The organism is Parapedobacter sp. GCM10030251 (assembly GCF_042666505.1).
GTDB lineage: Bacteria > Bacteroidota > Bacteroidia > Sphingobacteriales > Sphingobacteriaceae > Parapedobacter.
Window position 1 is genome coordinate 1110344 of sequence record NZ_JBHTDN010000001.1, and the last position, 23221, is coordinate 1133564.

Consider the following 23221-nt stretch of genomic DNA (forward strand, 5'->3'; position numbering starts at 1 on the left):
TAGTCTATTGTGTGAGTTGATTTAAAATGCTATTTACCCGTTCTTTTTGAATAATGTCTCCCGATTGATCGTATAATACGGCGAGAGATTTCAACGCTCTTACCTCGGAGGGTTGTATTTGGTTTGCTCTTAACAAATAATCCTGCGCTTTGTTTTGTTTTTCCTCGTCGGTCGGGTTGGCTATGTATTCTTTCAGATACATCAGCCCCAGTTCCAAGTTACCTTGAAAGTTGTTGGCATCCAGGCTAATGACTTTCTCATAAAAGGCTTTGGCCACCGCGTCGTTACCCTCCATTTCGTTTGCGTAGCCCGCAATGTAGTTGAGATTCACATTTTCAGGTTCATGTGCAATCGCTTCTTCGACAAGAGGTACAATTGCCGAATACGCCTCGTTAGCAAGGTACGTATTAATCAACGTAAAGAGGATTTCTTTATCCTTCGGAAACTGTTCCCTTCCTGTTAGCAGCGTATTCAGCATAGACCGGTTGTCACCCTGTTGGCGATATAATTCGGCCAGCTCAAGAATATAAGCCGGAGAGGAAGTTTCCCGTTGACCGGTAAAGGTTTGATAACGCTTTATGGCATCTTCTTTTCCACCGATCTTGGTACTCAATACGGCAAGGTTGTGCTTCACATCGATGGCAGATCCGCTGATGGAATCAACTTTACGGTACTGACGATAGGCCTCTTCAAAATTTGCGCCCGTTACTGCACGGTTCGCCTTGATTAAATACGCATTTGCCAGCGATCGTTTAATGTAATTGATTTCGGGGCCATATTCCGCATTCTGCGATTTGTTCGTCAGACGTCTCAATGCCGACAGTCCGATATCAGCAGGATCCGCGGTATATTTCTGCGTGCGATTTGAGTCGACTACCGCGAGGGTACTGTAAACCAGTCCGCGTAACAAAATATTCCGGAAACTGACCGAATCCCTTTTGGTCTTATAAGCTTCGTCAGCGAATTTGCGCGCCGCTTCCAGATACTTGAAATCCTTGGACTTCGTATAAAGCGCAAAATTGTTGTTACCCTCCTTCAGATTAGACTGAGCCGCCACGGGCAATACGCCTCCGACTAATAACCCGGTAATCGTTAGCAATACGTTCAGATTATTCTTCGGTCTGAGCCGATTCGTCCGTTTCACCGTTGTTCTCATCGCTATTATTGATGTTTTCCAGATTTTCCTCATTTTCATCTTCATGCTCCACTTTGGTTACCGAGGCGATCTCGTCGTCGCCCTTCAGGCTAATTAGCCGGACTCCCTGTGTTGCTCTGCCCATGACGCGCAGCTCACTGACTGCAATTCGAATCACAATGCCGGACTTATTGATAATCATCAGGTCATCGTTGTCTGTTACGTCCTTGATGGCCACTAAATTACCAGTCTTATCGGTTACATTGATGGTTTTTACGCCTTTACCACCCCGATTGGTTACCCGGTAATCTTCGATATCCGTACGTTTTCCGTATCCTTTCTCCGACACAACCAATACGGTTGTCTCAGAATTATTAACACTAATCATGCCAACTACTTCGTCGTCCGGACCGGCCAGCGTCACACCCCGGACACCGGTCGCCGTCCGTCCCATCGGACGCACGGTCGATTCGTTGAAGCGAATGGCCCGTCCTGAGCGTAGTGCCATAACAATTTCGCTGCTGCCATCGGTTAAGCAGGCTTCCAGCAATTGATCGCCTTCGTTGATGTTGATGGCATTGATGCCGTTGGCACGCGGACGTGAATACGCTTCGAGTGAAGTCTTTTTGATCGTGCCGCGTTTCGTACACATGATGATGAAATTATTCTCAAGGTATTCGGTATCCTTAAGATTTTTCACTTTAATGTACGCCTTGATTTTTTCTTCTTTGGGGATATTGATGATGTTCTGTATCGCTCGGCCCCGAGAGGTCCGCGTACCTTCGGGAATTTCAAACGCTCGTAGCCAGAAACAACGTCCCGCTTCGGTGAAAAAGAGCATATAATTGTGAGCGGATGCGATAATAATATGCTCGGTAAAATCCTCCTCACGCGTATTGCTGCCCAACGATCCTTTGCCTCCGCGGCCCTGCCTACGATATTCGGTCAGCGGCGTGCGTTTTACGTAACTTTCATGGGAAATGGTGATGACAATTTCTTCATCCTCAATGAAATCCTCCATGCGCATATCCTCTGCGGAATGGACAATGGTGGAACGGCGTTCGTCGCCATATTTTTCCTTGATTTCCAGCAACTCATCCTTGATGATCTTCATCCGCAAACCTTCGTCCTCCAATACGGACTTCAAGTATTCAATGGTCTTCATCAGCTCTGCGTATTCCTCCTTGATCTTATCCCGCTCGAGTCCAGTGAGCCGTCGAAGCGTCATATCAAGAATGGCGCGGGCTTGGATGTCACTTAAGCCGAATTTCTCCATCAATCCCACGCGGGCGTCTTCAGGGGTTTCGGATGAGCGGATTAGGCGGATTACCTCATCAAGGTGATCCAGGGCAATGAGCAAACCTTCCAGAATGTGCGCCCGCTTTTCGGCTTCTGCTAATTCAAACTTGGTGCGACGAATTACCACTTCGTGACGATGCTCGACAAAATGGTAAATCATATCCTTAAGATTGAGCAGCATAGGGCGCCCATGCACCAAGGCGATGTTATTTACACTAAACGAGGTTTGTAAGGCAGTGTGCTTATACAGATTGTTGAGGACAATTGACGCATTCCCGTCTCGTTTAATATCGTATACAATACGCATACCGTGCCTGTCGGACTCATCGCGAATCTCGGATATCCCCTCGATCTTTTTTTCGTTGACCAAATCCGCCGTGCGTTTGATCATATCCGATTTGTTTACCTGATAAGGGATTTCGGTGACGATGATCTGCTCACGTCCCGTCTTTGTTGTTTCGATTTCAGCTTTGGCTCGCATGACGATACGTCCTCGTCCCGTATGAAAAGCTTCTTGTACACCTGCGTAACCGTAGATAATAGCGCCGGTCGGAAAGTCCGGACCTTTGACGTATTGCATCAATTCGGAGATTTCGATATCGCGATTGTCGATGTAGGCGACGATGCCATCCACCACTTCCGACAGGTTATGAGGTGCCATATTCGTAGCCATGCCCACCGCTATACCGGAAGCGCCGTTTACCAGGAGATTGGGGATACGGGTAGGCAATACCGTTGGCTCTTCGAGGGAGTCATCGAAATTAAGCTGATAGTCGATCGTATCCTTGTTGATATCGGAAAGCAATTCTTCCGCGATTTTCTTCAATCGTGCTTCTGTGTAACGCATGGCCGCCGGCGGATCTCCGTCCACCGAACCGTAGTTTCCCTGCCCATCCACCAAAGGGTATCGCAGGCTCCAATCCTGTGCCATCCGAACCATGGTGTCGTATACGGAGGAATCCCCGTGCGGGTGGTATTTACCAAGTACATCGCCGACAATACGGGCAGACTTTTTGTAGGGCTTGCCGCTGGTTACCCCCAGGTCAAGCATGCCATACAATACACGACGGTGTACGGGTTTCAGCCCGTCCCGCACATCGGGCAGTGCACGGGAAACAATGACAGACATTGAGTAATCAATGTATGCCGATTTCATTTGGTCTTCGATGTTGATGGGAATGATCCGGTCGTTCGCCGGAACAAGGTTGTTCTCGTTTTCTGTCTCTTCAGCCATTATACGTTTTCAGTTCTCTTAAATCACTGCGCGTAAACAGATATAAGCAGGTTCGCTTATTGCGCATGCGAAAATAAGAAATTTTTAGGTGAAAATATAATCTTTTTTGGACCTTATCATACCAGAATCAAGCTCAGCTGATTTTGTCATAAAAGAAGTAATTCGTACCTTTGCGCACTACATCTTTTTACAATCCGCTAATCTTTTATCGTTAGTAGCCCATGGAATTGCATAACACTGCTCATTCTTTAACTGTTTACCAATCAGCTATTTACCAATGGACCTACGACCAGCTGATCAGCTGGGGCATACCCGTTGAGCAGGCAAATCTGGTCAGTTTCTTTGTGTTGTTGGGGCTGCTCGTTGTATTATTAGGGATTGTTGACTTTATCGTGCGCAAAGTATTGGTCAATCTGTTGATGTCCGTGGCGAAGCGATCTTCCACCCAGTTTGACGATTACCTGGTACGGAATAAAGCATTGGTGCATTTTGCCCGATTGATACCGCTTATTATCTCAATCCAATTTATTCCGATCGTGTTTTCCGGGTTTCCAGATTGGATTGGCCCGGCACGTAAATTTATCGATATATTGCTGGTGTTTGGTTGGGTGCTGCTGCTCCGGGCACTTTTCCGATCGGTGCGTGATCATTTGCGAACCAGAACAGGGTTTCAGGATAAGCCCATCGACAGCTACCTGCAAGTGATCAATATCTTTTTATTTTTCATTGCGGGCATCGTCATTTTTTCCATGGTTACAGGCAAATCACCTTGGGCCTTTTTGGGCGCTTTAGGTGCCGCCTCTGCGGTCCTAATGCTGGTGTTTAAAGACACCATACTCGGTTTCGTGGCGAGTATACAAGTATCGACAAACGATATGGTTCGGGTCGGCGACTGGATCGAAATGCCCAAATATGGAGCTGACGGAGATGTCATAGAGATCAATCTGAATACCGTAAAAGTTCAGAACTGGGACAAGACAATCACCACCATCCCGACCTATTACCTCATTATCGACTCTTTTAAAAACTGGCGCGGTATGCAGAATGCCGGTGGCCGTAGAATAAAACGGTCGATCAATGTAAAGATATCGTCGATCCGCTTTCTGAGCAAAGACGAAATTGATCGTTTGGCTACTATTCAATTGCTAGCTCCGTATATTCAGGAACGGCAAGCGGAAATCGACCGGTATAACGAGGAAACTAAAGTGAACCGGTCGATGCCGGTGAATGGACGTAACATGACAAACGTGGGACTGTTCCGGCAATACATCAATCGTTATGTCCAAAATCACCCGCAAATACGCAAAGACATGACGATGCTGGTCCGCCAATTACAGCCCACGGAACATGGCTTGCCCATTGAAGTGTATATCTTTACATCGGATATCCGTTGGGCGGTATACGAAGATATCATGTCGGATATTTTCGATCATTTATTGTCTGCCATTAACTATTTTCAACTTGAAGTATTTGAGGCGCCTGCGTCGGATGACATACGCAGCCTTCGCCTATCGCGCGGAGCAGTAGACCAATCGAGAAGCCTTCAGTTTCCGGAATAGTAAAGCGGCCCGTGGCTCCCGTGAAGCCCATCAACGGTCGCGGGCGTCGTTAATAACCCGCATCACTTCGTCGACCATGGTTTTGGCCGCATCACGCATTTTTTCATTTCCATTGAAATCGGTGTCCAGCGTCACCTCCTTGCTCTTTTCCTTGTAATTATATTGCAGGTAGAATCGGGCAACCTTATTTCCAGTCGTCGTATCCCCGGTCATGTCGTCGGGCAAATTCCAGAATCCCAATTGCGTCGCTTTTCCATGTAGGTATTGCAGATCGTCTTTACGGAGTCGTACGGTGTCTGTTACCAGCGAGTCCCTGGTATTCAGGTATTGATACTGGCCGGTTTCTGAATCAAATTGATTGATTAGGTCGTTTCCTTCACCGTATTTTAGCACAATCGACTCAAAATCAGAAAAACGAAACGGTGCTTTTTTGAACATCTGGCTGTAATAGTAAAAACAATACAGTAAAAAGGGTACGATAATACAAATAACGAGGAAAATCTTCTTAGAACGGTCGCTCATGATGTTAATTTATTAGCGCAAAGGTATGAAAAAAGGTGTAATGTCCCTATGTGCACACTTTTCTGCCAAATCGTCCTATCCAATCAATCCTGCCCGCTTCAACAAGGCTTCGGGTTCAGGCTTGCGGCCTCGGAATTCGATATAAAGTTGCATCGGATCTACCGTGCCGCCGCTACTGAGAAGCCTTTTGAATTTGGCCGCCGTTTCCCCGTCAAAAATGCCGGTCTCCTTGAAATACGAGAACGCATCGGCATCCAGTACCTCGGCCCATTTATACGAGTAATATCCTGCGGAATAACCGCCTGCAAAAATATGGGAGAAGGAAGGGCTTTGCGCCGTGCCGGGCACGTCGGGATAAAGCTGGGTTTCACGCAATGTGTCTTTTTCAAAACGCTCGATAGAGGTATTGTTATCCAGTTTGCCGGTATGATACGCCATATCCAATAGCCCAAAACTAACCTGACGAACGGTCTGGTAGCCTTCCATGAAATTGGCAGCCGCGACGATTTTGTCTATTTCCCCTTCGGGCAACGGTTCGCCGGTTTGGTAGTGCCGTGCGAAGGAACGCAGGAAATCTTTTTCATAACAATAGTTTTCCATGAATTGGGAGGGAAGCTCCACAAAATCCCAGTAGACGTTGGTACCGGAAAGGCTTTCGAAAGTTGTATCAGCCAGTATGCCGTGCAAAGCATGCCCGAACTCGTGGAAGAGCGTGGTCACCTCGTTGAAGGTCAGGAGAGATGGAATGTCGCCTACGGGCCGTGCGAAGTTGCAGACTATGGAAATGTGCGGACGCACCTCGCTGTCGCCCTCTTTCCACTGCCCTCGATAAGCGGTCATCCATGCCCCTGCCCGTTTGCCTTCCCGGGGATGCCAGTCGGTATACAATAACGCTTTGTGCCGTCCATTTTCCATTACCTCATACACGGTTACTTCGTCGTGATATTTGGGGATATCATGACGCACGTTAAATGTCAGGCTGTACAAGCGGTTAGCGGCATTAAAAGCGGCCTCTAGAACACGTTGCAGTGGAAAATAGGGTTTCAACGTTTCGTCCGACAAGTCGAATTTGGCCTCCCTCAGTTTTTCCGCATAATAAGCATGGTCGTAAGGCATCAATTCGTCAATGCCGTCCTGCCGTGCCAATGTTTTCAGCTGATCAATCTCTTGCTGTGCACGGGGTTTGGCTTTTGTCAGCAGATCATTCAGGAAATCCAGTACAATGGTTGGGGATGCTGCCATGCGTTCTTGCAATACAAAGTCCGCGTGGGTGCCGAAGCCCAGTAATTTGGCCCGCTCGCTGCGCAGCGAGGCAATACTATGTACGATGCTTTCGTTGTTGTATTCGTTGGGTTTCAGGGCGCGGGTAGCCGACGCCAAGTGCAATTCTCTGCGCAGATCGCGGTTGGCCGCGTATTTCATAAACGGCACATAACTGGGGAAATGGAGGGTAAATACCCATCCTGCCAACTTGCGTTTCTCGGCTTCCGCTGCAGCGGCAGCCAGAATGGAATCGGGCAGACCGGTCAATTGCTGTAGATCCTGTATGTGCAGCTGATAGGCATTCGTTTCCTGAAGCACATTCTGCGAGAATTTCATGGTCAGCGTGGCAAGCTGTTTGTCAATATCGCGCAATTTTTCCTTATTTTCAGCCGACAGCAATGCACCGTTGCGGGCAAATCCTTTGTATGTTTTGTCCAACAGCCGGGCTTCTTCAGGTGTCAGCTCAGCCGTGTTCATGTCATCATGCACCTGTTTCACCCGTTGGAACAGCTGTTCGTTTAGCATGATGTCGTTGCCGTATTCCGCCAGTATCGGAGACAGTTCCTGTGCAAGCTGCTGGATCTCGTCGTTCGTTTCCGCTGAATCAAGATTGAAAAATGTGGCAGATGCAATATTAAGCCGCTTTCCGGCGCGCTCCAATGCTGCGATGGTGTTGGCAAAATCCGGCGCGGAGGGGTTAGAGACGATGGCGTCGATTTCCCGTTTGGCATCTTCAATCAACTGAAGAATAGCCGGTTTGAAATGTTCCGGTTTCAGGGATTCAAAAGGCACACTGTCGAAGGGGGTGCCAAACGGGCTCAATAAAGGATTGCTCATGGTCCAAAAGTAAGAAATTTCGGTGACAGTCGTCGTCACTTCGGAGGTTAACAACACAAACCCTTCCTGTCTTTTGAAGGTCTTCTAACTCGTCAGGTTTTCAAAATCCGATGGCTCCTAGGCACACCGCGTATTGCCTGTGCTTGCAGGGGATCCTCCGGCCAGGCGTGTTTAGGATATCGCCTTTTCAATTCCTTTTTCACTTCAAAATAGGCCGTTTGCCAAAAGCTTCGAAGATCGGCGGTCACCTGTACGGGCTTGAATCCCGGCGATAAGAGGTGAAGTACCACGGATGTCCTGCCATCGTTAACCCGAGGTGTATCCAGCAGCCCGAACACTTCTTGTAGACGGACGGCCAATACGGGCGGTTCACCGATGGGAGAATAGCGTAGTTTTATGGATGAACCGCTGGGAACTTCGAGATTGGTAGGCGCTAGGTAATTCAGTGTCTGTTGCTGCTCATATTCGAGGCTGTGTTGTAGGATGTTAACCAGATCCAGCTTTTTTAAATCTTCAGTTTTTCGGATCCCGGTCAGATACGGCGCAAGCCACTGTTCGGGATTGCGGAGCAGGCTGCCGGTAGATACATCAGGCCACGCTTCCCCTGGACGCCAGCACCGGAGGCTAAGTACGCGACTTTGCCATTGTTCCACAGCCTCTGTGAAGCCTAGCAATTGTTCACCTTCGTTGCGGATGGCGCCGCAAAGCACGTCGACAACCGCGGTCTCGTCTGGTGCCGACAGCGGTGCCGACTCCAGTGTTATGCTGCCGATTCGGTGATCATTGGAAGCAATCACGCCCCCTTTGTGGGCATCCCAAACAATGCGTTGCGACACCTGAACAAATGGCGAAAGGTCGGCCGGATTGACTGCAGCGGCTAGGAATGCCTTACCCAGTCCCTCTCGTGCATCGAGCAAAGCGATGACCAACCACGGTTGGTGGGCAAGATCGTCATCGGTCGGCATCCTAGCCCGCTTGCCGTTAGCCAGCTGATAGGTTGCCGTGCCATCGTTTCGTGCCTTGGCGATACGCTCAGGATAAGCATATGCCAGGAGAAGGCCGGTGGAGTAGGTGTCAATTGTTCCGTTATCTTCTTTCGCACCAAGTAATCGGCGGTAGGAACGGGCTATTTTTTCGATATTCTCCAGACGTTTTCCCGGCTTATCCCCGGTTCGGTACCTGCGCAATGCCTCAATGCGCAGGTTGATATCTGTACCGTCCTCACGGCCCAATGGATCGCGTTCTTCCAAAAGGGCAGCTATATCGGTAGCAAGGCTGGTCATTCCCAGACGCTTGCCTTCCAATAACATGTGGGCGATGCGGGGATGGCAGGGTAGCGTATGGATGGTTGTGCCGTGTGGCGTAATCTTCCTGCCGTCAAGTGCGCCCAATCTGACCAGCAGGTCGTGTGCTCGTGTTATCGTGGCGGGTGGAGGCGGCGAAAGCCAGTTTAGCTGATTGAGGTCCTGAACGCCCCATTGGGCGGTGTCAAGCAGGAGGGAGGTGAGGTCGGCTTCGAGGATTTCCGGGGTCCGGTAAGGGGCCATGCGCTGTTCGGTGGCCGTACTCCACAGGCGGTAACAGGTTCCTGGTCCGAGCCTCCCCGCGCGGCCTGCCCGTTGGTCTGCCGCATCCCTGGAGATGCGAATGGTTTTGAGGCGCGACAAACCGGAAGGTGGATCAAACACCATCGTCCGAGTGTAGCCACAATCAACCACGGTGCTGATGCCCTCAATGGTCAGGCTGGTTTCTGCGAGGGAGGTGGCCAACACGATTTTCCGCTGGCCTTGGCGATTGGGTTGGATAGCGGCGTGCTGTTCAGCCAGCGACAGTTGCCCATAGAGTGGGTGGATGGCTGCGCCCGTTGTATGGGTGAGGAGCAGCTGTTCACACGCGCGGATCTCCGCCTCGCCCGGCAGGAAGACGAGTACATCGCCCTGCTGTTCCCGAAGGGCCCGGACGGTCGTACGGGCACATTCCTGCGGGAGCTCGCGTAAATCTGGTTCCTGCGTATGAATGATCTCAACGGGGTACATGCGCCCGCGACTTTCCACTACCGGAGCCTGCAAAAGCGCGGCAAGTCGATCCGTATCCAATGTGGCAGACATGATCAGCAACCGGAGGTCGGGCCGCAATACTTCTTGACTCTCTCGGCACAATACCATGGATAGGTCCGTATGCAGGCGCCTCTCATGGAATTCGTCGAAGATAACAATTCCCACATCTTCCAACGCATTGTCCTGATGGAGCATACGGGTGAGAATGCCTTCGGTGACGACCTCGATACGTGTACGCGACGAGGTTTGGTTTTCAAAGCGGACGCGATACCCAATGGAATCGCCGGTCTTTTCGCCCAAAAGGGATGCCATGCGATGGGCGATACTGCTCGCTGCCAGCCGTCGCGGTTCGAGCATGATGATTTTCCGGCCCCGAAGCCAGGGTTCATCCAACAGCGCGAGTGGCACGATGGTACTTTTTCCCGCTCCCGGAGGCGTACTGAGAACAAGGGTATTATGCGCTGAAAGAAGCTGCCTTATTTGCAGGAGGGATTCGGTAATCGGTAAATCTATTGTGAATGGATTAAAATGCGCCATCATTGTGAGCAAAGATAGGAAAAGGATATATTTGCGGATATGCTGGAAACTCGGGAATCCCATATTTTTATTTTTCGCGATACCGCGGTCGAACAACTTTCCGAAGCCGGCATTATCTCTGCTTGTGAACGTGGTTTCTGGGTGGAATCTCACGTCATTGGGTCGACACAGCCTGCGGAGTTGAATGTAGATGTGGGGTTATTTACCTGCTCCTTACCAAGCGGTGGGATAGCGACCGTAAGCGTGATTCAGGAAAACGGGCATCTGATGGTATCCAGCGATCAGAATGGCCAGGCAGAAACCCTTACGATAGCGGAGGCCACCGTGTTGGTGGCACTCCTGCGGAGGGACGAGTTGGGCGTTTTTTTCAGGCCTTCGCTGCGGCGGCGCCGGTTGCAACAGGCAGCCCCTGCGTATGGGCTTGAACATGAGCCTGATCTAGACCGATACCTCATGCTGGTTTTTGCCGAAGGACGGCTGGTTATCCGGCCGCGTTTGGCAGGGCTGTTGCCACTTACCTCGCCCAAGCTACGTGAACTCAGGGAGCAGGCCGAAAATCGCCAACATCCACAAGCATGGGCAGGAATACAAACCGAACAGACTATCCTGGTCTTTAGCCGACATAAATACTATCGGAATCCGGTGGTGGAGCTCTTTGTTGCCGAACGAACGAAGTCGGGCAACTTAAAGCCCCCTTTTAACCGTATTGAGCCACTTCGACAGCTTGGGATGGCGACCGGAATCGACGAAGCGAAGTTTTACGCGGCGGTCGCCCAGATCCAGCAGGTGGAAACCGGCGACCGCATCGCATCGGATCTCAAAGCGTTGCGTACTGTGATCAATACCGGTTCCGATTATCCATTTTATTACCACGACGAGCAAATGGGCGAAAATTTTTCTTCCAAATCGTTGGTGCCAGTGAAGGCGAAGGTGATGCCCAATACCGTCTATCTGTCCATTCGCGCGGAGGGAGCTTTCTATGTGATAACCGGGGGGATTAAGTTAGGCGGCAAATCGTATGCGCTGCATGAACTCCCCCTTAAGTTGGGATGTTTTTTCCAATTGAAAAATACGCTTTATCTGGCTGATAGCTCGCTGCTGCTCTCCGTCGTGGCATTGCTGCGCGAACAGGGAGGCAAGCTGCTGATCCATGCCAGCAAATACCGAGATTTCCAACGACAGTTACTCGATAAATTGTCGGAAAGTATACGCGTTGAATATCCGGACGTCGCGTCCGGGACACCTGCACAACTGGCGGAAACCGGCTTCTTGGCTTCTCCTGAGCGACTGATCTACCTATCTGACTTCGGTCCGCATGTGATGATAATTCCTGTTGTTCGTTATGGCGAGGCAGAGGTAGCCATCCGTACCGAAAAGCAACTGAAGGCCGTGGACAGTAAGGGGAATGATTTCAGCGTGCCTCGGAACGATGAGGTTGAGCAGGCGTTCCTGACTTTGCTGGTCAAACAGCATCCCAATTTCCTCGAGCAACTGGATAACCAGCTGTATTATTTTTATCTGCATAAGAAATACTTCCTCGACGAAAACTGGTTTCTTCCGGTGCTCGATATTTGGCGAGAAGCCGGAATTGAGGTTTTTGGGTTTAACGAGTTGAGCGGCAACCGACTAAATCCTAATAAAGTAGCCATTTCGATCAACGTCATCAGTGGGGTCAACTGGTTCAATGCTATGCACGATGTGCGTTTTGGCAAAAAAAAGGCATCGTTGAAAAAAATCCAGGCAGCACTGCGCAACAAAAGCAAGTATGTAACATTGGACGATGGTACCCAGGGTATCCTACCTCAGGAGTGGCTGGAAAAGTTTGCAAAGTATTTCGAGGAAGGCGAAGTGGTGGATGACGAAACCATCCGTTTTGCTAAAGCCAATTTCGAAACAGTAACCGCTCTCTATGACGCTGCAATGCTGGACGAAGCGGTTGCCGCAGAAATTGAACGGCTTCGCCAGCGACTCAATAACTTCGATGCCAACCCGTCTGTGAAGGAACCTATAGCCCTACAGACCACACTGCGGCCCTATCAGCGGCAGGGACTGAACTGGCTTCATTTCCTGGACAGCATGAACTTCGGAGGTATTCTTGCGGATGAAATGGGGCTCGGAAAAACGGTGCAGATTATCGCATTTATGCTATCACAACGAGAGGGTGGCCGGAGCGGTACAGACCTTGTGGTGGTACCCGCCACGTTGATTTTTAATTGGCAGCATGAACTGGCGGCACTGGCACCTTCACTCGGTGTTTTGACGCTGTACGGTTCTGGCCGCCCGCAATCAGCGACAACCATCGTACAGCATGATGTAGTATTGACGTCATATACGACGCTGTTAACGGACGTTCGCTTTTTGAAGGAGATTGATTTTAACTATATATACCTGGATGAGTCCCAAAACATCAAGAATTCCGATTCGCAGCGGTACAAGGCGGTCCGTCTTTTGAGGGCACGCAATCGTATCGCGATGAGCGGCACGCCCTTCGAAAACAGTTCATTTGACCTGTATGGTCAGCTATCATTCGCATGTCCGGGATTATTGGGTGACAAGCGGTATTTCCGCGACGTATATGGCAAGCCGATTGACCAGTTCAAAAACCAGAAGCGACGGAAAGAACTTCAGCAGAAAATTCGGCCTTTTATTCTGCGGCGCACGAAGCAGGAAGTGGCAGACGATCTGCCCGAAAAAGTCGCTTTGGTCTTATACAGCGAAATGGGGGCGGAGCAACGGAAGATTTATGAAGCTTACGAAAAAGAATTCCGGGATTTCGTCTGTGCGCTGTCGGGTGACGAGCTGGACCATAGTCCCATGCATGTCCTGCGCGGCCTTACCCGTCTCCGGCAAATTTGCAATTCGCCCGCGTTGCTGCCTGACGGGATGTTAAATATAGCCGTATCCGCCAAGATCGAACTGTTGAGAGAACAGATCATGGATAAATCGCCCTACCATAAGGTGGTCATTTTTTCGCAGTTTGTATCCATGCTGCACCTCATCGGACAGATGCTGGATGACGTTGGCATCCGTTATGTGAGTCTTACGGGCGGCACACGGGCACGGAAACAGGTAGTCAATGCCTTTCAGCAGGACCCCGAGATTCGGGTCTTTTTAGTGAGCCTAAAGGCCGGGGGAACGGGGTTAAATCTGACGGCTGCCGAAGTGGTGTACTTGGTAGACCCGTGGTGGAATCCGGCAGTAGAAAATCAGGCTATAGATCGTGTGCATCGTATCGGGCAGGAAAAGAAGGTCGTAGCCTACCGGTTGGTAACGCCAGGCACCGTCGAGGAAAAAATAGTGCAATTGCAGGACACCAAAAGCACGCTAGCGGATGGATTGGTAGGAGGTGGTGCGTCGTTTTTTCGGACGCTGGATAAAGATGCGTTGCTGGGCTTGTTGTAGGGACCATCCCACAGCCTTAAAGTCGGTGATTTTGAAAAACGACAAATTATCCTTAACTTTGGAAAAAATGTCGCATATGGCTACAAGCAATAAAAGAGAAACGAAGGTTTATTGGGACGTGGTGTCGCTGTTGGGAGGAAGGGAAGTACTCGGCACAGGCGTCAAAACAGAATTTGATCTGATTGCCTTGAGCAATGAGGGGTTGAAGCGCGCATCGCTCGATGCCCTTATTTCCTTTCTGGGAATGCCTAAAAAGCAGTTTGTAGAAAGCGTTCTGGATTTATCGATCAAAACGATCGAACGCAAGCGGAGCGATGACCGGTTAGACCGGCATACCTCATCACACGTTATTGAGATCGCCAAAGTGGTGGAACATGCGGTGGCGGTCTTTGAAGATGAAGATAAGGTGCGGGATTGGTTGGCTACGCCCAACCGGTCTATTAATGGGATGCGTCCACTGGAGCTATTTCACATGCCTACGGGATTGGCACTGGTCAATACCGTCCTGGGACGCATTGAAGAGGGAGTATACTCCTGATGTTGTTGTATCGAATCGCCAAATCGAGGCAGCGCGCTACGGACCTGTCAGGAATGGGGGCCTACAAATTCGGCGGACGCTGGAACAATCCCGGAACCTATATGCTTTATACCAGTGAGAACAGCTCACTAGCTTATTTGGAGAACCTGGTACATTTCGATTCGGATATCATTCCGCCCAAACTTTACATCATGGCGATTGAGGTTGGCGGCAAACCTGGATTGATCCATACACTGCCCGATTCGGACTATCCGAAACATTGGACCCGGTTGGGGCACCTGGAAAACAAACGGCTCGGCAATCGCTGGATGCGGGAAGCCAAATATTTGGGAATCCGGGTACGATCGGCCGTCAATCCCAAAGAATTCAACTGCCTGCTCAATCCATTATTTCCTGGGTATCACGATCTGGTGGCGGTTATCTCTGTAGAGCAATTACCGATCGACAATCGTCTTATCCGTATCAAGATGCAGTAGACGCATATCAAGCTTTGATCGTTTTATCGTTATCTCGGAATATCACAAGGAAGAGTATCGCCAACACCAGTGCATAACCCGAGAACGTAAACCAAATGCTCGGCCAATTCCGGGTTCCATCGGCACCTGTAAAATGGTCTACTACCCAACCACTGCCATAGCCACCAATGATGGCTCCAAACCCATTGGTCATAATCATAAAAAGTCCCTGCGCGCTGGAACGGATTTTAGAATCCGCGACTTTTTCGACGTACAGCGAGCCCGAAATGTTGAAGAAATCAAAGGCCATTCCGTAGATGATCATGGATAGGACCAGTAGGTACAGTCGATCGTCCGGATTTCCCAAACCAAAAAAGCCGAAACGAAGTACCCAGGCAAGAATGCTAAATAGAATGACGTTGCGGATCCCAAAACGGTTGAGAAAAAAAGGGATCAGCAGAATAAAAAAGGTTTCTGAAATCTGGGAAATGGAAAGTAGCAGATTGGGATGCCGTACGCCGAATGAATCGGGGTACGTGGTTTTAAAGTCATCCAAAAAGGGACCACCGAACGCGTTCGTAATCTGTAGGGCAGCTCCCAGCAGCAAGGAAAAAACAAAAAACAATGCGGTGTTTTTCCTTCTGAACAAAACAAAGGCATCCAATCCGAGCGACGAAATCAAAGATTTTTTGCGGGTTTCATCAAGAAATGGGGGAGAAGGCGGCACGGTAAATGCATAGCAACCCAGAAATAGCCCGGCCCCCGCGGCAACGTAAAGCTGATGGGTACTCTTGGTCCATCCAAGCAGGTCCACAATCCACATGGCAACAATAAACCCCACCGTTCCCCACACCCGGATCGGGGGAAATGCTTTTACCACATCAAATCCCTTTCGCGTTAACACGTTATAACATACCGAGTTGGAAAGCGCTAAGGTTGGCATGTAAAACAATGAATTGATTAGCATCAGCACGTAAAAAGTCTGAAAGTCGGTTACACGGGTTGCAGCGATCAGCGCACCTGCGGCTATAAAATGCGCCATGGCAAATACACGCTCAGCATTCACCCATCGATCGGCAACAATGCCCAGCAACCCAGGCATGAACACCGATGCAATGCCCATGGTCGAATAGACCGATCCAATCTGTAAGCCCGAAAAGTTTAATTGACTCCCCATATAACCGCCGAGGGAAATCAGCCAGGAACCCCAGATGAAAAACTGAATGAAATTCATCACGGTAAGTCTGACTTTTATCGGCATGGCGCAAATCTAGGATGATTTTCTGCGGCTAATTTCGTCCCGGATGCGGGCGGCCTTTTCGTACAGTTCGTCGGCCAAGGCTTTTGAAAGAGTTTCCTGCAACTGCTCATCGGTCATTGACGCGAAAGAAGAAGTGTCTTTGGAAGCAACGGTTTCCGGATCACCGGATCCGGCTGATTCAATATTTTCAAGAAACACGAAGTCATTCCCTTCGATGACGATACCTGCCGAGGCAAGAATAAATTCATACGTATACACAGGTGCCTTAAAGCGCACGGCCAGTGCAATGGCGTCTGACGTGCGTGCATCGATTTCAGTTTGCTTCTGTCCGTCGTTGAAGATAATTTTTGCATAAAAAATGCCGTCCACCAGATTATAAATGATCACTTCATCAATCCGGATGTGGTAAGTTTCAGCAAAGGTCTTAAACAGATCGTGGGTTAAGGGGCGGCTCGGAGTCATTTTTTCGATTTCAATGGCAATGGCCTGAGCTTCGAAACCACCGATAATAATAGGTAAGCGACGGCGGCCTGACACTTCCCCTAGCACGAGCGCATAAGCACCGGATTGGGTCTGGCTATAGGACAAACCGACAATATCTAACTTTATCTTCTTCATACGTAATTCCCGTACGGGACACACAAAGATGCGAATAGTTATTTAAAAATACAGTTATTTTACGTGCTTTTATCATTCTGACCCTTTATACGCCTTAATGGCCGCGGTAAGTTTGGGCACCACATCAAAAGCATCCCCAACGATGCCGTAATCGGCGACCTTGAAAAAGGGCGCTTCGGGGTCCTTATTAATGACGACAATGGTTTTGGAAGCGCTTACACCGGCCAGGTGTTGGATAGCGCCCGAAATCCCGATCGCGATGTACAGGTTGGGACTCACCGCAATCCCCGTTTGGCCGACGTGTTCGGCGTGTGGCCGCCATCCGGCGTCCGAAACCGGCTTTGAACAAGCGGTAGCTGCACCCAATGCATCTGCCAATTCCTCAATGATGCCCCAGTTTTCGGGGCCTTTGAGTCCGCGGCCCGCCGACACCACGATTTCGGCATCGGGTAGTGTCACTTTATCCGTCGCCCGGACAATGTCCCGCACAACTGACGCAAAATCTCCACCCGGGATATCGGGTTGGAAACTCTCGATCTCTGCATGGCCGCCGGTTTCCCGGAGTTCAAACGAATTTGGCGTTAGCGCAATTACTTTCTTGGCCGATAGAAGTTCGGTAATGGCAAAGGCTTTGCCGGAAAACGCGGCTTTTTTCCACGTCATCTTACCATTGTCGATGTTAGGCAATTCGACCACTCCATCTGCCAATCCCGCTTCGAGCTTCGCTGCTACGCGCGGCGCTAATCCTTTCCCGCTGAAGGAATTGGAAATAATCACGATGTCTGCGCCTAGATGATTCGCTGCAGCGGCAATCACCGACGCATAGGCTTGGTTAACGAATTGCTTGAGCTGATCGCCGGATACATTAAGTACCCGCGAGACGCCGTAGTTGCCCAATGAAGCCAATGCCGGTTGCTCCACATTCCCAATGGAGATAGCCGTGACCGTGGTATTCAAATTATCGGCAATAGCCTTGGCGTAAGAAACTACTTCGTAAACGGATTTTTTAAACAAACCGCCGGTGTTTTCGGCATATACTAGGACAGACATAGTCGGTATGATAAAAGAATGAAAATTGAAATTGAACGAGAATTGAAAATGATTGTTAGATAACCCTTGCCTTGTTGTGCAATAGGTCCACCAGTTTTTCTACTTCCTCCGCATTTACCCATGTAACGGCCCCCCGGGGTTCAGGGGTTTCGTAATTGAGCACCTTAGATAACATAGGAACCTCAATGGGGGCAATGACGTCAAGCGGTTTCGTACGTGCGCCCATGATACCACGCATATTGGGAATACGGGGTTCCGCGACTCCCTCGGCCGCACCCGCTATGAATGGCAACGGAATGGAAAGCACTTCTTTCCCGCCCTCAATTTCCCGTTCTACGGTTGCCACGCCGTCTGCAATGTCTATTTTCTTAGCGGTGGAGACCGAAGGGATACCAAGCAATTCGCCCACATAGGCGGCAACCTGAACGCCGTTATAGTCGATTGATTCCCTGCCGGTAAGAATGAGATCAAATCCTTTATCCTTGGCATAAGCCGCTATTTGGTTGGCAACAAACCAGCCGTCGCGAGGAGCCGCGTTTACCCGAACCGCTTCGGCAGCGCCGATGGCCAGCGCCTTCCGGATGGTTGCCTCCGTATTCGCCTCACCAACGTTGATAACCGTCACCGTACCTTGGCTCTCCTCGGCCAGCCCAACAGCTTTGGATAAAGCTATTTCGTCGTATGGATTAATGATGTATTGAATACCCGCTGTATTGAGTTCGGTACCATCGGCGGTAAAGGTTATTTTGGAGGTCGTGTCCGGCACGTTACTGATGCAAACTAGTATCTTCATAAAACAAGGGTTTTATACAAACATCGGCAAACTTCCGGGGATATGCAAGCCAAAAATGGAGTGGTAGGCTTACCGCAACTGACAGCCGGAACGATTGCATTTAAACGTCAATTTATCTAAGTTTGCCGCTTAGATAGTTCAATCGTTCGTTATGACTGACCGCTTACAGCAATTGATTGATTTTTTGGCAGAGACTCCGGATGATCCGTTTCTCAATTATGCGCTTGCTACTGAATATCTTAAATTGGGGCACGTCGAAAACGCGCTGCGGTATTACGAGCGATTAGTGGAAAAACATCCTGGGTACGTGGGCACATACTATCACCTTGGCAAGTTATACGAAACCCTGGATCAAAAGGAGAACGCAATCGCAACGTATGAAAAAGGCATGCATAATGCGCGGGCTAAACGCGATATGCATGCACTGTCCGAATTGCAGGCCGCTTATCGTGCGGCCGTAGAGATGGATGAGGATGACGAGTGACTACACCGTGCCGGGATTGCTGACATCGGCAGGGGAGTCGTGCCTTCTTTTGTGTTTCCGGTCGGCAAAACTTTCCTTGTCAATGTCCATTACCTCTTCGGCCTCTGCCACCACCTCATTTTCGTCCTTTCCTTTTTTAGTAAGGGGCTTGTTATACGTATCCTGCTTAGGGTCTGTTGCTTGATTTTTTCGATTCATCGTCTGTTCTCCTTTCTATTGATGCCTACTGTAGGGGACAACAGCCGACTTGGTTCATTGTTTGCAAAATCATGCCTTTTCGAGGCATAGTGCTTTCAGTTTACCTATCACGAAATCAATTTCCTCACGGGTATTGTTTTTGCAGAACGAAAAACGGACGCTGGGGCGGCCCGGATCGGCACCAATTGCCTGCAACACATGGGAACCTATATCGGACCCCGAACTACAGGCGCTTCCCCCGGACGCTGATATGCCGGATATATCCAAGCTGAAGAGCATCATGTCTGACATATCCGTGCAGGGAAACGAAACGTTCAGCACCGTATAGAGGCTGTTTTCCGGCGTAATGTCGCCATTAAATCGAACGTCCGGGATATGCTCCCTCAGTTGGGCGATCATGTAATCCTTCAATCCTTGTATGTATCGTTGATGGTCATCCATTTCGCTGTAGGCTATTTCGAGCGCCTTGGCTAAGCCCACGATGCCATAGACATTTTCCGTCCCACCCCGCATGTTTCTCTCCTGGGCACCTCCATATATGAACGGCTTTATCTTTGTTTGGTGATTGATGTATAGAAAGCCTACGCCTTTTGGACCATGGAATTTGTGTGCGGAACCGGTTACGAAATCAATTTGCAGCTTGGTCAGATCGTGCACATAATGCGCCATAGTCTGTACAGTATCTGAATGAAAAATAGACCGGTATTGCTTGCATAATGCCGATATGTACTCGATATCTGTCAGCGTGCCGATCTCGTTATTGGCATGCATCAACGATACAAATGTACGAGGGTTATTTGCCAGCAATTGTTCCAACTGCTGCACATCCACACGCCCCAGCCGGTCCACGTCCAGTAGGCTCAGCTTAATGGCACCGCTTTGTTCGAGCGCCTCCAACGTGTGCAATACAGCATGGTGCTCCAGCGGTGAAGTGATGGCGTGCGAAATGCCGTTGTCGAGAATGCCCCTTGCAATCGCCGTATTATCGGCCTCGGTTCCGCCCGAAGTGAAAAAGATTTCAGATGGCGAGGTATTCAACAATCCAGCCACCGTTTTGCGTGCACGTTCGACGATGGTCTTCACCTGCCGCCCATGTGCGTGGATGGACGATGGGTTGCCATAATTGAACTCCATAATTTCAACCATTGCCTCGACTACCCGGGGATCGAGAGCCGTTGTGGCGGCGTTGTCAAAATACACTTGCATGGAACAAAGGTACGAAGATTAGCAGTTAGATCGGGGTCATGCAAAAGTGAATTTTTTTTGAAATGTTTTCCGGGTTCGTTCGTCTATAAGAAACAAAAGGTCCAGAGATCGTTAACTGATGCAGGTAAAATGACTAATGAAAAGCAAGTTAAAATAACGGCAACCGTCACTTCTTACGCGAAAGGGTTGCGCGGCTTCATTAGAAAACACGTGCACAACGATGCCGACGCGGAAGATATCCTGCAAGATGTATGGTACCAACTGAGTGCAGTGATCAATACACGGCCGGTAGAACAAGTGGGCGCCTGGTTGTACCGGGTGGCAAAAAACAGGATCATCGACAAAAAGCGGAAGAAATCGGAATCGACTTGGAATTCCGCAGCAGGCGTCGACCGCGAGGAGGCACAATTCGGCCGATTCACGCCGATAGCCGATGACGATCCGGAAACAGCGTACCAAGGCCGCATGGCATGGCAACGGTTGTGGCAGGCCCTGGAAGAACTCCCGCCCGCGCAAAAGCAAGTGTTTATCTGGCATGAATTGGAACAACTGTCTTTCGCCGAAATTGCCGAAATCACCGGGGAGCCGACTGGCAAATTGATATTGCGCAAGCACTACGCTGTCATGCATCTCCGGAAACGGTTGAAGATTTTCTATGATGAGTTAGGAGCAAAATAATTAAGTAATAAATAAAAAAAGATGAAAAGGTTATTTAGAAGTAGAATCCGGTTTATTTTCATCCCCATCCTCGCCATTGGGTTTCTTTTCCTGGTAAGTTTTGTGGTGATGCACCTATGGAATTATACCTTACCGGCATTGTTGGGGGTTGGGACCATCAATCTCTGGCAGTCTATGGCCTTGTTCTTTCTCTGTAAGCTATTGTTCGGATTCGGAGGGGGCGGCCCGGGACGCGGCGGTCCGCGATGGAAAAAAGCAGCCATGCGCAGAAAATTCGACCGGATGGGCGAGACCGATAAGGAGCGGTTTAAAGCTTACATGCGGGAAAGCTGGTGTCACTGGGAACCCAGACCGGAACGAGGAGAAGCTATTGAACATCCCGAGGTACGTGATAACGGAGAAAAATCTAACGAGAGCAGACCATGAAGAGCGTATTTATTTACAAAACCGACGTAAGCAGTTCATTACATGTACAGCAGGTAAGTGCGCTTTTTAAAGCGGATACCTCGATCAAACAGTGGACGTTTGATCTGGAGGATTGTGACAGGATTCTTCGGATTGAGGCTCATGGGCATCATTCGCAGACCATTGAGCAGCTTCTGGCGAAGGCGGGCATTGCCTACGAACAATTGGAATACGAATTATAACCCGGTTTTTCTATATTAGCGGAATGATGTATGACATGACCGGCGGGGCGATCTCCTGTACGCCGTTAGCGAAGCGGTCTCACGAATACCAATTGAGCAAATAGATAATGAATAATGATTCAAATGAAAATCTTTGGGACCTTCCTGCTTGCGGCAGCCGTATCTATGCTTGCTGCGCAAACGCCTTCTATTCAAAAATCCGCACCCCTCACCGAAGCAGCGCCAGCGAATGTAGGCATCTCGCCTGATCGACTAAAATGGATCGACGAGATGCTTCAACAATCCGTATCTGACGGCCAGATCCCCGGCGCGGTTGCTTTGATTGCGCGTAACGGCAAAATCGTATATCACAAGGCGTTTGGCACGGCCGACGCACAAACCGGACGGAAACAAAAGGTGGATGATATTTTCCGTATCGCTTCCCAGACGAAAGCAATCACCGCAACAGCCGTCATGATGCTATGGGAAGAAGGAAGGTTTCAGTTGGACGATCCGATATCCAAATACATCCCCGAATTCAAAAGCCCGAAAGTTCTTCAGTCATTCCGGTACACAGATACCAGTTTTACAACGCGTCCGGCAAACAAGGAAATCACGATCAGGCACCTGCTTACGCACACGTCGGGACTGGGGTATGGCGTGATTGACGGCGACGAGCGCATGAAATTGATCTATCAGAAAGCGGGTACCACGGACCTGTTTACGACGGCGGATGTATCGATAGGAAGTGTGGTGGAAAAATTGGCTAAGTTGCCACTTCATCACGATCCGGGCGAAAAATTCACTTACAGCATGGGTCTCGATGTACTGGGCTATCTTGTGGAAGTGGTATCGGGGCTTCCTTTTGACCGCTTCCTAAAAGAACGGCTATTTGATCCGTTGGGTATGACTGATACCTGGTTTTACCTGCCGAAAGACAAAGCAGACCGCTTGGTGGCTGTCCAGTATCGGAAGGATGGCCAGTGGGCAAATTACCCGAAAACGTTTTATGATCCAGATTACCCGGTTACGGGCGCCCGCAAATTCTTCGCAGGCGGTGCCGGCCTGGTCGGTTCAGCCAAAGATTACGCAACTTTCCTGCAGATGTATCTCAATGGAGGTGAACTCAATGGCGTAAGGATACTCAGCCGTACCACGGTGGCCAGCATACTAGCCAATCAGGTTGGTAATCTGATGGGAACCGATCAATACTATGGATTGGCATTCGGTGTGTTGACTGAACAAGGGTCGGCCAAAGGCGGACAGGGCAGTCAAGGAACGTTCACTTGGGGCGGATACTTCAATACCCAATATTTTGCCGACCCGAAAGAACAGACGATTGGCATCCTGATGAAACAGACACAGGGTCCTGTAGATGATCAAACCGCTTGGAAATTCAGACAATTGGTGGCAACGGCCATCGATGATTGATGGATGAGAAATATTGTTTACCTTTGTCCCATAATGGA

Annotated in this window: 20 protein-coding genes; 9 read left to right on the forward strand and 11 right to left on the reverse strand. The window is 49.6% G+C overall.

What is annotated here, in order from left to right; translation table 11 throughout:
• Nucleotides 1-4: 4 nt before the first annotated feature.
• Both ACFQRK_RS04940 and gyrA read right to left on the reverse strand, forming a co-directional pair.
• The gene (locus ACFQRK_RS04940; protein ID WP_379004242.1) at nt 5-1156 is read right to left on the reverse strand and encodes a tetratricopeptide repeat protein; all 1152 of its coding nucleotides are present in this window, start codon (nt 1154-1156) and stop codon (nt 5-7) included.
• Entirely contained in the window at nt 1110-3668 is a 2559-nt protein-coding gene (gene gyrA, locus ACFQRK_RS04945) for a DNA gyrase subunit A (RefSeq protein WP_379004245.1), read from the reverse strand. The genes ACFQRK_RS04940 and gyrA overlap by 47 nt, the downstream gene beginning before the upstream one ends.
• 221 nt (nt 3669-3889) lie before the next feature.
• On the opposite strand from gyrA, the gene ACFQRK_RS04950 reads away from it, so the two are divergent.
• Entirely contained in the window at nt 3890-5227 is a 1338-nt protein-coding gene (locus ACFQRK_RS04950) for a mechanosensitive ion channel family protein (RefSeq protein ID WP_379004247.1), read from the forward strand.
• 30 nt (nt 5228-5257) lie between these two features.
• Here the strand turns inward: ACFQRK_RS04950 and ACFQRK_RS04955 are convergent, their stop codons facing one another.
• From ACFQRK_RS04955 to hrpB, 3 genes are all read right to left on the reverse strand, one after another.
• A complete protein-coding gene (locus tag ACFQRK_RS04955) occupies nt 5258-5749 on the reverse strand; it encodes a hypothetical protein (RefSeq protein ID WP_379004249.1) in 492 nt (163 codons plus the stop codon).
• 75 nt (nt 5750-5824) lie between these two features.
• Complete coding sequence (locus ACFQRK_RS04960; protein WP_379004250.1) at nt 5825-7849, reverse strand: M3 family metallopeptidase; 2025 nt, start codon at nt 7847-7849, stop codon at nt 5825-5827.
• Nucleotides 7850-7941: 92 nt separating this feature from the next.
• On the reverse strand, nt 7942-10506 hold the full coding sequence (gene hrpB, locus ACFQRK_RS04965) for an ATP-dependent helicase HrpB (protein ID WP_379004252.1): 2565 nt from the start codon (nt 10504-10506) through the stop codon (nt 7942-7944).
• Here hrpB and ACFQRK_RS04970 point away from each other — a divergent pair.
• From ACFQRK_RS04970 to ACFQRK_RS04980, 3 genes are all read left to right on the forward strand, one after another.
• Nucleotides 10483-13845: a DEAD/DEAH box helicase gene (locus tag ACFQRK_RS04970; protein ID WP_379004254.1), complete on the forward strand. Its 3363-nt coding sequence runs from the start codon at nt 10483-10485 to the stop codon at nt 13843-13845. The genes hrpB and ACFQRK_RS04970 overlap by 24 nt on opposite strands.
• A gap of 76 nt (nt 13846-13921) precedes the next feature.
• Nucleotides 13922-14383 (forward strand): antitoxin Xre/MbcA/ParS toxin-binding domain-containing protein, encoded by a 462-nt coding sequence (locus tag ACFQRK_RS04975; RefSeq protein ID WP_379004256.1) that lies wholly within the window; start codon nt 13922-13924, stop codon nt 14381-14383.
• The gene (locus ACFQRK_RS04980; RefSeq protein WP_379004258.1) at nt 14383-14859 is read left to right on the forward strand and encodes an RES family NAD+ phosphorylase; all 477 of its coding nucleotides are present in this window, start codon (nt 14383-14385) and stop codon (nt 14857-14859) included. Before ACFQRK_RS04975 ends, ACFQRK_RS04980 begins: the two co-directional genes overlap by 1 nt.
• Before the next feature lie 7 nt (nt 14860-14866).
• Here ACFQRK_RS04980 and ACFQRK_RS04985 read toward each other — a convergent pair whose 3' ends face one another.
• The 4 genes from ACFQRK_RS04985 to ACFQRK_RS05000 all read right to left on the reverse strand — a co-directional run bounded on the left by ACFQRK_RS04985 (nt 14867) and on the right by ACFQRK_RS05000 (nt 18560).
• Nucleotides 14867-16099, reverse strand: a complete 1233-nt coding sequence (locus tag ACFQRK_RS04985; RefSeq protein ID WP_379004260.1) for a nucleoside permease — start codon at nt 16097-16099, stop codon at nt 14867-14869.
• A gap of 9 nt (nt 16100-16108) precedes the next feature.
• On the reverse strand, nt 16109-16717 hold the full coding sequence (locus ACFQRK_RS04990; protein ID WP_379004262.1) for a bifunctional nuclease domain-containing protein: 609 nt from the start codon (nt 16715-16717) through the stop codon (nt 16109-16111).
• Between the two features lie 72 nt (nt 16718-16789).
• A complete protein-coding gene (locus ACFQRK_RS04995; RefSeq protein WP_379004263.1) occupies nt 16790-17767 on the reverse strand; it encodes an electron transfer flavoprotein subunit alpha/FixB family protein in 978 nt (325 codons plus the stop codon).
• Nucleotides 17768-17822: 55 nt separating this feature from the next.
• Nucleotides 17823-18560, reverse strand: a complete 738-nt coding sequence (locus ACFQRK_RS05000) for an electron transfer flavoprotein subunit beta/FixA family protein (protein WP_379004265.1) — start codon at nt 18558-18560, stop codon at nt 17823-17825.
• A 151-nt stretch (nt 18561-18711) separates the two neighbouring features.
• Here ACFQRK_RS05000 and ACFQRK_RS05005 point away from each other — a divergent pair, with 151 nt between their 5' ends.
• The gene (locus ACFQRK_RS05005) at nt 18712-19044 is read left to right on the forward strand and encodes a tetratricopeptide repeat protein (RefSeq protein WP_379004267.1); all 333 of its coding nucleotides are present in this window, start codon (nt 18712-18714) and stop codon (nt 19042-19044) included.
• Here the strand turns inward: ACFQRK_RS05005 and ACFQRK_RS05010 are convergent, their stop codons facing one another.
• Together ACFQRK_RS05010 and ACFQRK_RS05015 are read right to left on the reverse strand one after the other, a co-directional pair.
• Nucleotides 19045-19242 (reverse strand): hypothetical protein, encoded by a 198-nt coding sequence (locus ACFQRK_RS05010; protein ID WP_379004269.1) that lies wholly within the window; start codon nt 19240-19242, stop codon nt 19045-19047.
• 69 nt (nt 19243-19311) lie between these two features.
• The gene (locus tag ACFQRK_RS05015; RefSeq protein WP_379004271.1) at nt 19312-20448 is read right to left on the reverse strand and encodes a cysteine desulfurase family protein; all 1137 of its coding nucleotides are present in this window, start codon (nt 20446-20448) and stop codon (nt 19312-19314) included.
• A 129-nt stretch (nt 20449-20577) separates the two neighbouring features.
• On the opposite strand from ACFQRK_RS05015, the gene ACFQRK_RS05020 reads away from it, so the two are divergent.
• The 4 genes from ACFQRK_RS05020 (at nt 20578) to ACFQRK_RS05035 (ending at nt 23183) form a co-directional block, all read left to right on the forward strand.
• A complete protein-coding gene (locus tag ACFQRK_RS05020; RefSeq protein WP_379004273.1) occupies nt 20578-21126 on the forward strand; it encodes an RNA polymerase sigma factor in 549 nt (182 codons plus the stop codon).
• A 21-nt stretch (nt 21127-21147) separates the two neighbouring features.
• Entirely contained in the window at nt 21148-21552 is a 405-nt protein-coding gene (locus ACFQRK_RS05025) for a hypothetical protein (protein ID WP_379004275.1), read from the forward strand.
• The gene (locus ACFQRK_RS05030; protein WP_379004277.1) at nt 21549-21773 is read left to right on the forward strand and encodes a hypothetical protein; all 225 of its coding nucleotides are present in this window, start codon (nt 21549-21551) and stop codon (nt 21771-21773) included. Before ACFQRK_RS05025 ends, ACFQRK_RS05030 begins: the two co-directional genes overlap by 4 nt.
• Nucleotides 21774-21887: 114 nt before the next feature.
• The gene (locus ACFQRK_RS05035) at nt 21888-23183 is read left to right on the forward strand and encodes a serine hydrolase domain-containing protein (RefSeq protein ID WP_379004279.1); all 1296 of its coding nucleotides are present in this window, start codon (nt 21888-21890) and stop codon (nt 23181-23183) included.
• Nucleotides 23184-23221: the final 38 nt, after the last annotated feature.

Bases quoted from the DNA above. Each gene is read 5' to 3' on its own strand.
- ACFQRK_RS04980 (WP_379004258.1), top strand. From the start codon at position 14,383: ATGTTGTTGTATCGAATCGCCAAATCGAGGCAGCGCGCTACGGACCTG.
- ACFQRK_RS04960 (WP_379004250.1), bottom strand. From the start codon at position 7,849: ATGAGCAATCCTTTATTGAGCCCGTTTGGCACCCCCTTCGACAGTGTG.
- ACFQRK_RS04950 (WP_379004247.1), top strand. From the start codon at position 3,890: ATGGAATTGCATAACACTGCTCATTCTTTAACTGTTTACCAATCAGCT.
- ACFQRK_RS04970 (WP_379004254.1), top strand. From the start codon at position 10,483: ATGCTGGAAACTCGGGAATCCCATATTTTTATTTTTCGCGATACCGCG.
- ACFQRK_RS04990 (WP_379004262.1), bottom strand. From the start codon at position 16,717: ATGAAGAAGATAAAGTTAGATATTGTCGGTTTGTCCTATAGCCAGACC.
- ACFQRK_RS05035 (WP_379004279.1), top strand. From the start codon at position 21,888: ATGATTCAAATGAAAATCTTTGGGACCTTCCTGCTTGCGGCAGCCGTA.
- ACFQRK_RS04985 (WP_379004260.1), bottom strand. From the start codon at position 16,099: ATGCCGATAAAAGTCAGACTTACCGTGATGAATTTCATTCAGTTTTTC.
- ACFQRK_RS05025 (WP_379004275.1), top strand. From the start codon at position 21,148: ATGAAAAGGTTATTTAGAAGTAGAATCCGGTTTATTTTCATCCCCATC.
- hrpB (WP_379004252.1), bottom strand. From the start codon at position 10,506: ATGGGATTCCCGAGTTTCCAGCATATCCGCAAATATATCCTTTTCCTA.
- ACFQRK_RS05015 (WP_379004271.1), bottom strand. From the start codon at position 20,448: ATGCAAGTGTATTTTGACAACGCCGCCACAACGGCTCTCGATCCCCGG.
- ACFQRK_RS05000 (WP_379004265.1), bottom strand. From the start codon at position 18,560: ATGAAGATACTAGTTTGCATCAGTAACGTGCCGGACACGACCTCCAAA.
- ACFQRK_RS04975 (WP_379004256.1), top strand. From the start codon at position 13,922: ATGGCTACAAGCAATAAAAGAGAAACGAAGGTTTATTGGGACGTGGTG.
- ACFQRK_RS04940 (WP_379004242.1), bottom strand. From the start codon at position 1,156: ATGAGAACAACGGTGAAACGGACGAATCGGCTCAGACCGAAGAATAAT.
- ACFQRK_RS05020 (WP_379004273.1), top strand. From the start codon at position 20,578: ATGACTAATGAAAAGCAAGTTAAAATAACGGCAACCGTCACTTCTTAC.
- ACFQRK_RS05030 (WP_379004277.1), top strand. From the start codon at position 21,549: ATGAAGAGCGTATTTATTTACAAAACCGACGTAAGCAGTTCATTACAT.
- gyrA (WP_379004245.1), bottom strand. From the start codon at position 3,668: ATGGCTGAAGAGACAGAAAACGAGAACAACCTTGTTCCGGCGAACGAC.
- ACFQRK_RS05005 (WP_379004267.1), top strand. From the start codon at position 18,712: ATGACTGACCGCTTACAGCAATTGATTGATTTTTTGGCAGAGACTCCG.
- ACFQRK_RS05010 (WP_379004269.1), bottom strand. From the start codon at position 19,242: ATGAATCGAAAAAATCAAGCAACAGACCCTAAGCAGGATACGTATAAC.
- ACFQRK_RS04955 (WP_379004249.1), bottom strand. From the start codon at position 5,749: ATGAGCGACCGTTCTAAGAAGATTTTCCTCGTTATTTGTATTATCGTA.
- ACFQRK_RS04995 (WP_379004263.1), bottom strand. From the start codon at position 17,767: ATGTCTGTCCTAGTATATGCCGAAAACACCGGCGGTTTGTTTAAAAAA.